Source organism: Accumulibacter sp. (assembly GCF_036625195.1).
Lineage (GTDB): Bacteria > Pseudomonadota > Gammaproteobacteria > Burkholderiales > Rhodocyclaceae > Accumulibacter.
This window is the reverse complement of record NZ_JAZKUG010000001.1, coordinates 282,806-297,223: the sequence shown is the minus strand read 5'-3', so window position 1 is coordinate 297,223 and position 14,418 is coordinate 282,806. Positions and strand designations below refer to the sequence as shown.

The 14,418-nt window shown below is 66.7% G+C and carries 11 protein-coding genes; 7 read left to right on the top strand and 4 right to left on the bottom strand.

Annotated elements, in window-relative coordinates:
* The first annotated feature begins 14 nt into the window (after positions 1-14).
* The 5 genes from V5B60_RS01400 (at position 15) to V5B60_RS01380 (ending at position 5,086) form a co-directional block, all read left to right on the top strand.
* The gene (locus V5B60_RS01400; RefSeq protein ID WP_332345252.1) at positions 15-1,091 is read left to right on the top strand and encodes a branched-chain amino acid ABC transporter permease; all 1,077 of its coding nucleotides are present in this window, start codon (positions 15-17) and stop codon (positions 1,089-1,091) included.
* Positions 1,092-1,179: 88 nt separating this feature from the next.
* Positions 1,180-2,517 carry an ABC transporter substrate-binding protein gene (locus tag V5B60_RS01395; protein WP_332345251.1) on the top strand — a complete coding sequence of 446 codons (1,338 nt, stop codon included), beginning with the start codon at positions 1,180-1,182 and terminating at the stop codon, positions 2,515-2,517.
* A gap of 85 nt (positions 2,518-2,602) precedes the next feature.
* Positions 2,603-3,415 (top strand): ABC transporter ATP-binding protein, encoded by an 813-nt coding sequence (locus V5B60_RS01390; RefSeq protein WP_332345250.1) that lies wholly within the window; start codon positions 2,603-2,605, stop codon positions 3,413-3,415.
* Positions 3,416-3,542: 127 nt separating this feature from the next.
* Positions 3,543-3,923, top strand: coding sequence for a hypothetical protein (locus tag V5B60_RS01385; protein ID WP_332345249.1), 381 nt, complete (start codon positions 3,543-3,545; stop codon positions 3,921-3,923).
* Positions 3,920-5,086, top strand: coding sequence for a CaiB/BaiF CoA transferase family protein (locus V5B60_RS01380; protein WP_332345248.1), 1,167 nt, complete (start codon positions 3,920-3,922; stop codon positions 5,084-5,086). Before V5B60_RS01385 ends, V5B60_RS01380 begins: the two co-directional genes overlap by 4 nt.
* 81 nt (positions 5,087-5,167) lie before the next feature.
* Here the strand turns inward: V5B60_RS01380 and V5B60_RS01375 are convergent, their stop codons facing one another.
* The 4 genes from V5B60_RS01375 to V5B60_RS01360 form a co-directional block, all read right to left on the bottom strand.
* The gene (locus V5B60_RS01375; RefSeq protein WP_332345247.1) at positions 5,168-5,614 is read right to left on the bottom strand and encodes a PhaM family polyhydroxyalkanoate granule multifunctional regulatory protein; all 447 of its coding nucleotides are present in this window, start codon (positions 5,612-5,614) and stop codon (positions 5,168-5,170) included.
* 58 nt (positions 5,615-5,672) lie between these two features.
* A complete protein-coding gene (locus V5B60_RS01370) occupies positions 5,673-6,473 on the bottom strand; it encodes a class I SAM-dependent methyltransferase (protein WP_332345246.1) in 801 nt (266 codons plus the stop codon).
* Between the two features lie 56 nt (positions 6,474-6,529).
* The gene (locus V5B60_RS01365) at positions 6,530-10,081 is read right to left on the bottom strand and encodes an indolepyruvate ferredoxin oxidoreductase family protein (RefSeq protein WP_332345245.1); all 3,552 of its coding nucleotides are present in this window, start codon (positions 10,079-10,081) and stop codon (positions 6,530-6,532) included.
* A gap of 138 nt (positions 10,082-10,219) precedes the next feature.
* On the bottom strand, positions 10,220-11,626 hold the full coding sequence (locus V5B60_RS01360; RefSeq protein ID WP_332345244.1) for an FAD-binding oxidoreductase: 1,407 nt from the start codon (positions 11,624-11,626) through the stop codon (positions 10,220-10,222).
* A 267-nt stretch (positions 11,627-11,893) separates the two neighbouring features.
* Between V5B60_RS01360 and V5B60_RS01355 the strand changes: the two genes are divergently transcribed.
* Positions 11,894-12,814, top strand: coding sequence for a DUF4338 domain-containing protein (locus tag V5B60_RS01355; protein ID WP_332345243.1), 921 nt, complete (start codon positions 11,894-11,896; stop codon positions 12,812-12,814).
* Positions 12,811-14,331, top strand: a complete 1,521-nt coding sequence (locus V5B60_RS01350) for a transposase family protein (RefSeq protein ID WP_332345242.1) — start codon at positions 12,811-12,813, stop codon at positions 14,329-14,331. Before V5B60_RS01355 ends, V5B60_RS01350 begins: the two co-directional genes overlap by 4 nt.
* Positions 14,332-14,418: the final 87 nt, after the last annotated feature.

Here is a 14,418-nt window from a genome sequence, read left to right as displayed (position 1 = left end):
CGGGAGGCAAGAGCGTGCTATACAGGGAAAACGGGCAGTTCAAGACTTCCTACGCGGCCGATCAGCAGATCTTCCCGATCGCCCAGGACCGCTGGGCGATTCTCGCCATTCTCGCCTTCGCCTTCATCGGCGTGCCGCTGCTGGTCGATGAATACCTCTTCCGCGCCATCCTGATACCGTTCCTGATCCTCTCGCTGGCGGCACTCGGGGTCAACATCCTGGTCGGCTACTGCGGCCAGATCACACTCGGCGCCGGCGCCTTCATGGCCGTCGGCGCCTATGCCGCCTACAACTTCCACATCCGCATCGACGGCCTGCCGCTGCTCGTCTCCTTCCTGCTCGGGGGCATCACCGCGGCTGCCGTTGGCATTCTTTTCGGCATCCCGAGCCTGCGTGTCCGCGGGCTCTATCTGGCGGTGGCGACGCTCGCCGCACAGTTCTTCACCGACTGGGTCTTCCTGCGCGTTCCGTGGTTTACCAACAATGCTTCGTCCGGGTCGGTGTCCGTTGCCAATCTGCAGGTCTTCGCCTGGCAGATCGATTCGCCGGTGGACAAGTACCTGCTCTGTCTGATGATCCTGGTGCTTTTCGCGCTGCTGGCGAAGAACATGGCGCGCTGCGCCATTGGCCGGCAGTGGATGGCGATCCGCGACATGGACGTGGCGGCCGAGGTGATCGGCATCCGGCCACTGTTTGCCAAGCTTTCGGCCTTTGCCGTCAGTTCGTTCTTCGTTGGTACCGCCGGCGCCCTCTGGGGTTTCGTCCACCTGGCGTCATGGGAACCGGCGGCGTTCTCCGTCGAACGTTCGTTCCAGCTGCTGTTCATGGTGATCATCGGCGGCCTCGGGTCGATCATGGGCAGTTTTTTCGGTGCTGCCTTCATCGTCATCCTGCCGATCGCGCTGAACCAGTTCCTGCCGGCGATCGGCAGCGTCTTCGGCATCAGCATCTCGACTGCCGGTGTGTCGCACGCCGAATTGATCATTTTCGGCGCGCTGATCGTCTTCTTCCTGATCAAGGAGCCGCACGGCATCGCCCGCATGTGGTCGACCGCCAAGGAGAAATTGCGGCTCTGGCCTTTTCCGCATTGAGGGAGCTGATCCGCTCTCACCCGTTGCAGCGCCACCCTGGCGCATCTTGCTGGACGTACCACGGTCAATACAACCAGAGGAGACATTGATGAAACTGCAGCAACTCGTTCGGATGGCGTCTGTGTCGGCGCTGGCGCTCTCTGCGTCACTGGCTGCTGCGCCGGTTCTGGCGCAAGCCAAGGAGCAGTTCTTTCCGGTCCTGGTCTACCGCACCGGCGCCTACGCGACCAATGGCCAGCAGTGGGCGAATGGTTATGTCGATTACCTCAAGCTGGTCAATGCCAAGGGGGGCATCAACGGCGTCAAGATCAGTTTCGAGGAATGCGAGACCGGCTATGCGACCGACCGCGGCGTCGAGTGCTACGAGCGTCTCAAGGGCAAGGGTGGCGGCGCGACGGTGTTTCAGCCCCTGTCGACCGGAATCACCTTCGCCCTGACCGAGAAGGCGCCGGTGGACAAGATCCCGCTGATCACTGCCGGTTACGGGCGCAGCGAGTCGCAGAACGGCGCCGTCTTCACCTGGAACTTCCCGCTCCTCGGCACGTATTGGGTCGGCGCCGACGTCGCCATCCAGCACATCGCGAAGAAGGAGGGTGGTGTCGGCAAGCTCAAGGGCAAGAAGATCGCACTGGTGTATCACGACAGTCCCTACGGCAAGGAACCGATCCCGATCCTGCAGGAGCTGGGCAAGGCCTATGGCTTCGACGTGCAACTGCTGCCAGTGGCGCATCCCGGCGTCGAGCAGAAGTCCACCTGGCTGCAGATCCGGCAGCAGAAGCCCGATTACGTGCTGCTCTGGGGCTGGGGCGTGATGAATTCGACGGCACTCAAGGAGGCGCAGGCGACCGGCTACCCGCGTGACCGGATGCTCGGCATCTGGTGGGCTGGCGCCGAACCGGACGTCAAGGATGTCGCCGACGGAGCCAAGGGCTACAGCGCGATGACCCTGCAGCACGGTGCGGAACCGGGCTCGAAAGTGGTCAAGGAGATCCTCGACCTCCTCTATGCCAAGGGGCAGGGTACCGGGCCGAAAGACGAGGTCGGCAACGTGCTCTACATGCGCGGTCTGATCTCGGCGATGCTCGGCGTCGAAGGCGTGCGCAAGGCGCAGGAGCGTTACGGCAAGGGCAAGGTGATGACCGGCGAGCAGGTGCGCTGGGGTCTGGAGAACCTCAACCTGGACCAGAAGACGCTCGATGCGATGGGTTTTGCCGGCGTCATGCGGCCGGTGCAGACCTCGTGTCTCGACCACATGGGCTCGTCGTGGGTGCGCGTGCATACCTGGAACGGCAACAAGTGGGAGTTCAGCTCGGACTGGTATCAGGCGGACGAGAAGAACCTGCGGCCGATGGTGATGCTGGCTTCGGGCAAGTACGCCGACGAGAAGAAGATCAAGCCGCGCACGCCCGAGGAGTGCAAGAAGTAGTCCGCAGACTCGCCCGGTCGCGGTTCGCTGGCCGGCCCGCCTGCGTGGCAGGCGAGCCGTGCCGCAATTCCGGCGCAGGAGGCTCATGAGCACCGACAACACACTTCTCCGCGTCAACAGCATCGAGGTGATCTACAACCATGTCATCCTCGTCCTCAAGGGGGTCTCGTTCAGCGTTCCGGAGGGCGGTATCGTGGCCCTTCTGGGCGGCAACGGCGCTGGCAAGACGACGACGCTGCGCGCCGTCAGCAACCTGCTGCGCGGCGAGCGCGGCGAGGTGACGAAGGGCACCATCGACCTGCGTGGCGAACGGATCGAGGCTCTGACGCCGGCCGACCTGGTGCGGCGCGGTGTCATCCAGGTGATGGAGGGGCGCCACTGTTTCGCCCACCTGACCGTCGAGGAGAACCTGCTCACCGGCGCCTATGCGCGCCGTGATGGCAGGGCAGCGATCCTGCAGACGCTGGAGAAGGTCTATTCGTATTTCCCGCGACTGCGCACACGACGCAGCAGCCAGGCCGCCTACACCTCGGGTGGCGAACAGCAGATGTGCGCCATTGGTCGGGCGCTGATGGCGAATCCGCGCATGGTCCTGCTCGACGAACCGTCAATGGGACTGGCGCCGCAGATCGTCGACGAGGTCTTTGGCATCGTCAGGGATCTCAACCAGAAGGAGGGAGTGACCTTCCTGCTCGCCGAACAGAACACCAGCATGGCGTTGCGTTATGCCGATTTCGGCTATATTCTCGAGAACGGCCGTGTCGTCATGGAGGGCGCGGCCAGGGATCTGGCGGCCAACGAGGATGTCAAGGAGTTCTACCTCGGTCTGTCGTCGGGTGGGCGGAAGAGTTTTCGCGACGTCAAGCACTATCGCCGACGCAAGCGCTGGCTGTCGTGACGGGAGGAGCAGTACGGAAAAGGCAACGAGTGCGGTTCTCTGCGTCCTCCTGCTGTTCACTTCGCTCATCGCCGGTGCCGCACCGCCCGCGTCCGGCGAGCGTCGGCTGCCGCAGCCGGGCGACTGCGTGCTTCTGCGCGAGGGCGGTGACGGCTGGGTGCTGCGGGCGCCGACCTACTGGCTGCGGGGTACCATCGCCGCGCTCGTGCCACAGCGACGCAGGGCTGAGCTCTGCCCGCAGATCGGCAAGCCGCTGGCGGCCTACACGCGTGCCGACCATGCGCGCACGGCGGCGACGACGCCCTGTGTGCTGACTGCGGCTGCCGTCGGCGAGGTCGACGTGCTGCGGGTGCACGTGCGGGTCGATTCCTGGGAGACGCCCTGGTCCCACCAGCACAGGCCCCCCGGCTGGCTGTTCCGCGGGCAGTTTCTCGACCAGACGCTGCACAAGGGAATGGTGATCGACATGGATGCCAGCTGGCTCGAGCCCTGCGAGGCCGGATCGTGAGCGGTGCGCCGCTCGGCGGCGTGCGCGTTCTCGACCTGACGCGCCTGCTCCCCGGCCCCGTCGCGACCCTGCATCTCGCCGACCTCGGCGCCGACGTGATCAAGATCGAGGACCATGCGGCCGGCGACTACGCGCGCATTCTCGGCGATGGCCCGGACGGCGTCAGCGTGTTCTACCGCTGCGTCAATCGCAACAAGCGCGGGCTGCGCATCGACCTCAAGCAGGCGAAGGGAAGACAGGTCTTCCTGCGCCTCGTGCGCGACGCCGACGTCGTCGTCGAGAGCTTTCGGCCGGGGGTCAGCGACAAGCTCGGAATCGGCTACGCTGCCCTGCGGGCGATCAATCCGCGCCTCGTGTACTGCGCGATCACCGGTTACGGACAGACCGGGCCGCTGGCGATGGCTGCCGGCCACGACCTCAACTACATCGGCCTCGCCGGCGTTCTCGACCAGATCGGCGTCGCCGGTGGCCAGCCAGCGATTCCCAACCTGCAGGTGGGTGACCTCCTCGGCGGCGCGCTGACGGCGGTGATGGGCATCCTGGCGGCGCTCTTCGATGCGCAGCGCAGTGGTCGGGGTCGCTTCGTCGATGTGGCGATGAGCGAGGCGGTGCTGGCACACAACCTGTTTCCCTTCTTTGCCCTGCAGACCGCCGGGCGCGTACCCGAGCGCGGCGGCGACCAGCTCAGTGGCGGCGATGCCGGTTATGGCGTCTATGCCACCGCCGATGGTCGCTTCATGGCCGTGGCGCCCCTCGAAAGGAAGTTCTGGGACCTGTTCTGCGACGCCGTCGGGCGACCCGACTGGCAAGCGCGGCACGCGGCGCGTGGCGCCGCGGCTGCCGCCCTGCGCAGCGAGCTCGCGGCGCTCTTCGCCAGTCGGGACCAGGCGAGCTGGAGCGATTTCTTCGCCGGCATCGACTGCTGCGTGACGCCGGTGCTGGATGTCGAGCAAGCGCTGCGCCATCCGCATTTCACCGCCCGCGAGATGGTTGTCGAGGCTGACGGAGTGCGCCAGTATGCGCCGCCATTGAAGCTCTCGGGCTGGGTCTTCGCCGTCGAGCGCGCAGCCCCGGCACCCGGCGAGCATGCACGCGAGATCCTGCGCGCTGCCGGTTACAGCGACGAGGAGTTGGCTGCACTGCAGCAGGAGTCGGTGATCTGAGGCTGGCAGCGCCGGCGCGCCGCGGCGTGGACGGGCTCGTCTCGTGCCACTCGCCGCCGGCGCCCGGCGACCGCCGGGGTCTCAGGTCTTTGGCGGGTCTTCCTGCACCTGCCTGGCCTGCACGGCTGCCGTCGCGGCCTTCTGCATCTGCTCCTGCATCTGCTGCAGCAGCGTCAGCGGCCAGAGCGCGGCCTGTTTCAGCGCCTCATTGCCGCTGCCGGGCTCGGCCAGGCTGCTGCCCTGGGCCTCGTCGCCGACGGCGGCCGTACCGTAGCTGCTCGCCATCTGGCCCATCGCGCGCACGGCGTTGAGGGTCACGCATTGCATCTCGAGACCCTGGATGGTCATCTGCAGCATCGACAGGTTCATCTTCAGCCAGTTCTCGACTGCCTTGAGGTCGCGGATCTTCTTCTCGATATCTTCGACGTTGAGGCTCGGGGTGACCATGCCGGGCAGGGAGACGCCCATGCTGCCCCACATTTTCCTGGCAAAGCTCAGGGGATCGGGTACGGAATTGAGGTTCGACATTGTTCTTTCTCCGGTGTGATGGGGTGAGCCATCTTAACAAAGTTGTACCGCTGGGGCTTCAAACACGGTAACAGAAAAGGCGGCTATGCCGGCGGTCGCCGACATCGACCTGGTGCGTGACGGCGACTCCGGGCACGGCGAAGCTGTTGCTGATGAACAGGCTGCCGGGGCGCATCTCCCGGACCACCTTCTCCCACAGGGCCGCCATCGGTGCTGGCGAGAGGAAAGCGTAGACGACGTCGTAGGCGGCAAGATCGGCTTGCCAGAGGTCTCCCCAGCGCCAGGAACAGTTGGCGATGGCTGCCGTACGCACGCGGCCGACCAGCCAGGTGGCCGGCGCGTTCTCGATACCGGTGAAGCAGGCGTCCGGTCGCGCGACCGCCAGCGGCTGCACGATGCTGCCAATGCCGGCGCCGAGGTCGAGGAAGCGCAGGTCGTGGCAATCGCGCGTGAGCGCGGCGAGTGCGTCTACGGTCTGCCGGCTGGAGAAGTAGAGGGGGATCTGGCCGGACAGGGCGCCACGATAGACGAGCAGCAGCAGCATGAAGCCGAGGAGGAACCAAGCGGGGTCGAGTTGCAGCAGCGAGACACCCCAGGCGAGCGGCGCGAAGAGCGCGTGCACGACTCGCCACCACCAGGGCTGGCGGCTCAGCGTGGCGAGCAGCAGGGCGACGCTGCCAATGGCGACAGCGGTCTGCGGCCACGGCAGTGGCTCGCCGCGAATGCCATAGTACGGCCAGGCGAGCGAGAGCACGGCGAGTACGGCGGCGAACTGCAGCGCCAGCTGCCGCCGCGGCCCGTCCAGGGCCCCTGCCGGCTCGTCGGTGCGCTCTGGAGATGGTGCGGGCAGAAGGGACAAGCAGACGTTCCTCGAGGTTGAGCGGCGCATTGTATTCCGGGTGCCGGGTTGCGCGCTCAGTCTGCCGTCGCTGCGGTGGCCGGATCCGGCAGCAGGAGGCCTCGCAACTCCTCGCGCCGGGGCCGCATCCGGCGCACCGCGGCCGCCTTGACGTGGCCGAAACCGCGCAGCTGTTCGGGCAGCGACGCGAGTTCGATGGCGGTGGCGAGCGTCGTCAGGTCGAGGCGGGCGAGCAGCAGTTCGATGTCGGCTTCGTAGTCGGCGAGGAGTTGTCGTTCCATCTTCCTTTCCTGGCTGCCGCCGAAGGGATCGAATACGGTGCCGCGAAGAACCTTGAGCCGGCTCAGGACGCCGAGTGCGTGCATCATCCACGGTCCGTAGCTGCGTTTCGCAACCGTGCCGGTGGCTGGATCGGGTTTCGCCAGCAACGGCGGCGCGAAATGGAACCGGATCCTGAAGTCGCCCTCGAACTGCTCTGAAAGTTGCTGCCTGAAAGCGGGGTCGGAGTGCAGTCGTGCGACCTCATACTCGTCCTTGACTGCCAGCAGCTTGAAGTAGCCGCGCGCCACCGCTTCGCTCAGGCGGGTCGAGCGCAGAGGCCGTTCGCTTGCCCGCACACGTTCGACCAGCCGGCGGTAACGTTCGGCGTAGGGCGCGTCCTGATAGTCGGTCAGGGCTTCGATGCGGCGCTCGATCAGTTCGTCGAGGCTGGCCGAGAGCCGTCGGCTGACTGTCCGGCTCGGCGGAACCGCCAGCCGTTGCACCGTCTGTGGATCGTGCGCCGTTCGCCTGCCCCAGAGGAATGCCTGGCGGTTCTGCTCGACGGCCGTGCCGTTGAGTTCGATGGCACGGTCGATGGCCGCCAGCGACAGCGGCACCAGTCCCTTCTGCCAAGCGACGCCGAGCAGGAAGAGGTTGCCATGGATGCCGTCACCGAGCAGGTTGCGCGACATCTCCGCGGTGTCGAGGAACAGTGGGGTGCCCTTGCCACAGGCCTCGTCGATCAGTTCCTGCAGGCGCTGTTGCGGGAGCTGCCAGTCGGGGTTGCGGGTGAACTCGGCGGTAGGGGTGCCGGCGACGTTGATCACCGCCCGTGTCTTGCCGGCGAGGAGCTTCGAGAGTGCTTCGGCGCTGGCGCTGACGACGAGATCGCCGCCGATGAGAGCGTCCGCCTCACCGGTGGCGATGCGCGCGGCGTGGATGTCCTGCGCCCGGTCGGCAATTCGCAGGTGCGAGAAGACGGCACCGAACTTCTGCGCCAGGCCGGTCATGTCGAGTACCGAGACGCCCTTGCCGTCGAGGTGGGCAGCCATGCCGAGCAGCGCGCCAAGCGTCACCACGCCGGTACCGCCGACGCCGGTGATGAGGATGTTGAATGGCCGCGTGGTATCGGCCAAGGGTGGGTCGGGCAGGGTGGTGAGCGCTTCGCCGTCGACGGCGATGGCGCTGCCACGGCGCAGCCTGCCGCCCTCGACGGTGACGAAGCTGGGGCAGAAGCCGTTCACGCACGAATAATCCTTGTTGCACGAAGACTGGTCGATCGCCCGCTTGCGACCGAACTCGGTTTCCACCGGGACGACCGACAGACAGTTCGACTGCACGCCGCAATCGCCACATCCCTCGCAGACGGCCTGGTTGATGAACACTCGCCGGGCCGGGTCGGCAAGCTTGCCGCGCTTGCGGCGGCGGCGCTTCTCTGTGGCGCAGGTCTGCTCGTAGATCAGGATCGACACGCCGCGGTGCTCGCGCAGCTCGCGTTGCACGGCGTCAAGCTGGTCGCGGTGGCGTACCGGCGTGTTCGGCGCCAAGTCGCGCACTCGCCGGTACTTTTCCGGCTCATCGCTGACGATGACGATGCGGCTGATGCCTTCTGCCTCGAGCTGGCGGGTCAGCTGGCCGACACTCAGCTGGCCGTCGACCGGTTGGCCGCCGGTCATCGCGACGGCGTCGTTGTAGAGGATCTTGTAGGTGATCGAGACGCCGGCGGCGACTGCCTGGCGGATCGCCAGCAGGCCCGAGTGGAAGTAGGTCCCGTCACCGAGGTTGGCGAAGATGTGGCGGTCGCCGGAAAACGGCGCCTGGCCGACCCAGGTGACGCCTTCGCCACCCATGTGGGTGAAGGTGGATGTATTGCGGTCCATCCAGGTCACCATGTAGTGGCAACCAATGCCGGCAACGGCGCGCGAGCCGGTCGGCAGGCGGGTCGAGGTGTTGTGCGGGCAGCCGGAACAGAAGTAGGGCGTGCGCTGGACGGTGTTGCCACTGGCCGCCAGCGTGGTCGTGGCGGTGAGGCTTTGTTGCTTGGCTTCGAGCAGTCGCAGGCGGGCCTCGATGGCCGGCGAAGTGAAGAAGCGGCCGATCCGCGCCGCCAATGCGCGCGCCACCTGCGCCACCGACAGCTCGCCGGCTGCCGGCAGCAGCCAGTCGCCCTGGCGCAGGTGGCCGCTGCCGGTTGGCAGCAGCGACCATTCACCCTTTTCGTCGAACTTGCCGACGACGCGCGGCCGGACGTCCTCGCGCCAGTTGTACAGTTCCTCCTTCAGCTGGTATTCGAGCAGCTGCCGCTTCTCCTCGACTACCAGGATCTCCTCGAGGCCCTCGGCGAAGCGGCGCACGCCGTCGGCTTCGAGCGGCCAGACCATGCCGACCTTGTACAGACGGATGCCGATCCGCGCCGCGAGTTCGTCATCGATGCCGAGCTCGTCGAGCGCCTGACGGACGTCGAGGTAGGCCTTGCCGGCGGTGATGATGCCCAGGCGGGCGGGGTTGTCGGGATCGTTGCTGTCGATCAGCACGCGGTTGAGCTGGTTGGCCCGGCAGTACGCGAGCGCCGCGTACAGCTTGTGGTTGAGCAGCCGCGCTTCCTGTTGCAGCGGCGGATCGGGCCAGCGGATGTTGAGACCGTGCGGGTCGCCGGCCGGCATTTCGTAGTCGTCGGGGACGCGAATGACGGTTGCCGCCGGGTCGATGAGCACCGATGCTGACGTTTCGACGGTGTCGGCAAGCGCCTTCATCACCACCCAGCAGCCCGAGTAACGGCTCATTGCCCAACCGTGCAGGCCAAAGTCGAGATACTCCTGGACGTTGGCCGGATAGAGCACTGGCATCATCACCGCCTTGAAGACGTGCTCGGTCTGGTGCGGCAGCGTCGATGATTTCGCTGCGTGATCATCGCCGGCGATGACCAGGACGCCACCCTTGCTGGCTGTCCCGGCGGCATTGGCGTGGCGGAAGACGTCACCGCAACGGTCCACACCGGGGCCCTTGCCGTACCACATGGCGAAGACGCCGTCGTATCTTGCTCCGGGGAAGAGCCCGAGTTGCTGCGTTCCCCAGACCGCGGTCGCCGCCAGGTCCTCGTTCACCGCCGGCTGGAAGACGATGTGGTGGGCGTCCAGATGTGGCTTTGCCTTCCACAGTGCCTGGTCGAGACCGCCGAGCGGGCTACCGCGGTAGCCGGCGATGAAGCCCGCCGTGTTCAGTCCCGCGGCACGATCGCGCAGCGCCTGCAGCATCGGCAGCCGCACCAGTGTCTGCGTGCCGCTGAGGAAGACGCGGCCCGAAGTCGCCGTGTACCGGCTATCGAGGGTGACGGACAGATCACTCATGGGGCTTCCTCCGCATCCGATCGATTGTCTCCAGCCTTCTCGCCGGCGCGCGCGGCGGCTGCCACCTGCTCGCCACGGGCTACCTCATCTGACCGTTGGCCGGGGCGCTGGTTGCCTCCCGGCACGCGTTTTCGTTGTTCAGGCGGGCGGCAGCATCTTGCCCGGGTTGAGCAGGTGGTCGGGATCGAGTGCGTCCTTGATCGCCCGCATCACGGCCACTGCTTCTTCACCATGTTCGCGCAGCATGAAGCGTGTCTTGCCGAGGCCGATGCCGTGTTCGCCACTGCAGGTGCCGGCCATCGCCAGCGCCCGCTCGACGACGCGCTCGTTGATCCAGTCGGCTTCCTGCAGATGCTGTCCGTTTGCCGGGTCGACGAGCACGACGAGGTGGAAGTTGCCGTCACCGACATGGCCGAAAAGCGCCACCGGGATCGAGACACGGGCAATGTCGGCGCTGGTCTCGCCGATGCATTCGGCGAGGCGGGAGATCGGCACGCAGACGTCGGTCGGAAAGGCGCGATGTCCCGGCCTGAGCTGCAGGCACGCGAAATAGGCATGGTGGCGGGCTTGCCACAGGCGCGTACGCTCCTCGGCGTGCGTGGCCCAGGAGAAATGCTCGCCGCCGTGGTCGCCGGCGATGGCCTGCACCGCCTCCGCCTGTTCCCTGACCGAAGCAGGGCTGCCGTGAAACTCGAAGAACAGCGTCGGCAGTTCCTTGAGCGCCGTACCGCTGTAGCGGTTCACCGCTGCCAGCGTCAGTCGGTCGAGCAGCTCGACGCGCGCCACCGGGATGCCCGCCTGGATCGTCTCGATGACCGTATCCACCGCGCCTGCGATACTGCCGAAGGTACAGACCGCGGCTGACATGGCTTCCGGCAACGGCTGCAGGCGCAGGGTCAGTTCGGTGATGATGGCGAGCGTGCCTTCAGAGCCGATCAGGAGGCGCGTCAGGTCGTAGCCGGCGGAGGACTTGCGGGCGCGGCCACCACAGCGCAGGATGCGGCCATCGGCGAGCACGGCTGTGAGGCCGAGGACGTTCTCGCGCATGGTACCGTAGCGGACGGCGTTGGTCCCGGAGGCGCGGGTCGCCGCCATGCCGCCCAACGAGGCATCGGCGCCCGGGTCGATGGGGAAGAAGAGCCCGCTCCCTTTCAGGGCCGCGTTCAGCTGCAGGCGGGTCACCCCGGCTTCGACCGTGGCGTCGAGGTCTGCGGCGCGCGTCGCGAGGATCCGGTTCATCCGCCCCAGGCTGATGGTGATGCCGCCAGCGGTGGCCAGCACCTGTCCTTCGACCGAGCTGCCGCTGCCGAAGGCGATCATCGGGACGCGATGCTGCCGACACAGTTGGGCGACCTCGACCACCTCCTGTGTGCTCTCGACGAAGACCACGCCATCGGGTGGGGCGGTGGGGTGTATCGACTCGTCGCGCCCGTGCTGCGCGAGGATCGACTCGCCCTGGGTGAAGCGCGCGCCGAAGCGCTGCCGCAGGCTGCTGCTGACTGCCGGCGGCAGGGGGTTCCGGGCGTGGGGGCTGGTGTGGCGCATCGTGGTCCGATCCAGGCAACGGGATGCGGAACGATTCTACGCTGTTGGCCACCAAGAGGGCAGCGGTCGTGGTCGCCCATGCCGCTGCTGGTGCCCGGCTGATGCCGGAGCGCCAGCCCTGAAGCATGACCCGCGCAGCCCAGTCGTAGCAAGGCTTGACGGCCACCGCAAAAAAAGGCTTTCGCAAAGGAGGGCTAGACAATTTTCGAGGCCTTTGGCAGAATAGGCTGAGGTTAGCGGATCTGCGTTTCTGGTGAAGGTTGTGCGATGGATGCGATGACGCCGAGCAGTTGGGTGCACTGCGGCCGGGAGTTCAGTGCGCGAGAGGTTGCCGACATCTGCGCGACGGTGGCGTGGCTGCCCGGGTTGGCGCGCCATGAACTGGCGGCGACGCTGTGCGAGCATCTGGGCTGGGTGACGCTGACGGGGACGGCGAAGACCGGCGCCTGCCTGGAGTTCCTGCAGCGCTTGCAGGCGGCCGGCCTGCTCGTCCTGCCCGCACAGCGGGCCGCGCGGGTATCCCGTTCGACGCCACGCTGCCCGGCGCAGCCCCGGGCCGTTGCCGAGCCGATGGTCGAGCCGACTCCGGTGGAGGTTTCGCTGTCGGCCCTGGCCCCGGTCCGCCTGGAAGTGATCCACGACACCGCCTTGGCGAAGCAATGGGATGATCTGATGGCGCGCTGGCACCCGCTCGGTTTCCAGGGTGCCTTCGGCTACCGGTTGCGTTACTTCATCACGGCGGGCGAGCTGCGGCTCGGTTGTGTCCTGTTGTCCGGTGCCGCCCGGGCAGTGGCCGTGCGCGACGACTGGATCGGCTGGACCGCTCAGACCCGGCGCCACAACCTGCCACGGGTACTCAACAACAGTCGCTTCCTGATCTTCCCGCACGTTCGCGTACCGCATCTGGCCAGCCAGGTGCTCGGCCAACTCGCGCGTCGTGCGCGCAGCGACTGGCTCGAACATTGGGGCTTCGAGCCCCTGCTGCTGGAAAGCTTCGTCGACCCGCGCCAGCATGCCGGCACCTGCTACCGGGCTGCCGGCTGGCAATTGCTCGGAGAGACCAGCGGCCGCGGACTGGCCCGCCCGGGCCGGACCTATCACAGCACGCCGCGGCAAGTATGGGTCAAGCCGCTCGGCAGCGACGGTCGCGACCGGCTGTGCGCCGTGACCGAGCCCACCCGGCGATGAGCAAACCCTGCCGTCGTCCGACGCGTGCCGACATCCGCGCGCAACGACGCGACAAGAGGCGGCAGGAGAAGGCACTGAACGCCAGGCAGCGCGCGATCGGACAACGGCCCCAGTCACCCCCGCCGCTGCCCAACCGATGCTCGAGCTTCGCGACCATCGACGAAGAACGCGCAGCCCGCGAGGACGCCGTGAGCAAGCAGGCACGCCTCCTGCGCCAGGAGCTGCCGGCCTTGCTCGACCAGCTGGAACGGATTCCCGACCCGCGGGCCCCCAGGAAGCGCCGGCACAAGCTGACCGCGCTGCTGCTCTATGGGCTGCTGATGTTCGTCTTCCAGTTCGCCTCCCGGCGCGAGACCAACCGCGAAATGACCCGTCCGCAGTTCCTCGCCAACCTGCAATTGCTGTTCCCGCAGATCGACGCCCTGCCGCACGCCGACACCCTCTATCGGCTGCTGCGCGACATCGACCTGACTGAACTCGAACAGGCGCACGTCGACCTGGTGCGCCGCCTGATCCGCGGCAAGAGCTTCCGGCGTTATCTGATCAACCACTGCCATCCGATCGCCATCGATGGCTCGCAGAAGCTCGCCGGCGACACCCTCTGGGCGGAGGAACTCCTGCAGCGCAGCGTCGGCAAGGACGAAAACCGCCACACCCAGTACTTCGTCTACGTGCTCGAAGCCAGCCTCGTCTTCCACGGCGGTCTGGTCATCCCGTTGCTCAGCGAGTTCCTCGAACACGCGCTGGGCGACAGCGAAGCGCAGAAGCAGGATTGCGAGCTGCGCGGCTTTGCGCGCTTGAGCGACCGGCTCAAGAGGCTGTTCCCGCGCCTGCCGATCCTGCTCGTGCTCGACGGACTCTACGCCAACGGGCCGGTGATGCAACGCTGCCGGCGCGCCGGCTGGCAGTTCATGATCGTCCTCCGGGACAAGGATCTGCCCTCGGTCTGGGAGGAGTTCCGCGCGCTGCAGCCCCGGCAGTCGCAAACCCGGCAGCTGGACTGGGGCAAACGCCAACAGCACTTCAGCTGGGTCAATGACATCGAGTATGCCTTTGGCGCGAACGGTCGTTGCCGGCTCAAGCTGCACGTGGTCGTCTGTGAGGAAAGCTGGCAGCGGGTCGACCAACAGGCCGCCATCGTGACCGAGACGGCACGCCACGCCTGGCTCTCCAGCCGGCCGCTCAGCTGCGAGAACGTCCATGTGCGTTGCAATCTCGGCGCCCGCCACCGCTGGGGCATCGAAGCGGGCTTCCTCGTCGAGAAACACCAGGGCTACCACTACGAGCATGCCTTTGCCCTCGACTGGAATGCGATGCGCGGCTACCACCTCCTGATGCGGCTGGCGCATGTCTTCAATACCCTGGCGCGCTTCACGCGACAGCTGCGCGATCTGTTCGACCAACTCGGCGTGCGCGGGGCCATCGCCTTCATCCGAAATTCCTGCGCTGCGCCCTGGCTCGATTCCGCGCGGATGCGCGTGCTTCTCGCCAAACCCTTTCTGCTGCAACTCGAGTGACCTCTCCAGGACGGCCCCAGGAACCACCCCGCGCGGTGCGCTCCGTGCAGGGAGAGGCTCGCCCAGAGATCACAACGGAGTTCCTGC

Coding starts and splice junctions, on each gene's coding strand:
- V5B60_RS01395 (WP_332345251.1), top strand. CDS start 1,180: ATGAAACTGCAGCAACTCGTTCGGATGGCGTCTGTGTCGGCGCTGGCG.
- V5B60_RS01390 (WP_332345250.1), top strand. CDS start 2,603: ATGAGCACCGACAACACACTTCTCCGCGTCAACAGCATCGAGGTGATC.
- V5B60_RS01375 (WP_332345247.1), bottom strand. CDS start 5,614: ATGTCGAACCTCAATTCCGTACCCGATCCCCTGAGCTTTGCCAGGAAA.
- V5B60_RS01365 (WP_332345245.1), bottom strand. CDS start 10,081: ATGAGTGATCTGTCCGTCACCCTCGATAGCCGGTACACGGCGACTTCG.
- V5B60_RS01360 (WP_332345244.1), bottom strand. CDS start 11,626: ATGCGCCACACCAGCCCCCACGCCCGGAACCCCCTGCCGCCGGCAGTC.
- V5B60_RS01355 (WP_332345243.1), top strand. CDS start 11,894: ATGGATGCGATGACGCCGAGCAGTTGGGTGCACTGCGGCCGGGAGTTC.
- V5B60_RS01350 (WP_332345242.1), top strand. CDS start 12,811: ATGAGCAAACCCTGCCGTCGTCCGACGCGTGCCGACATCCGCGCGCAA.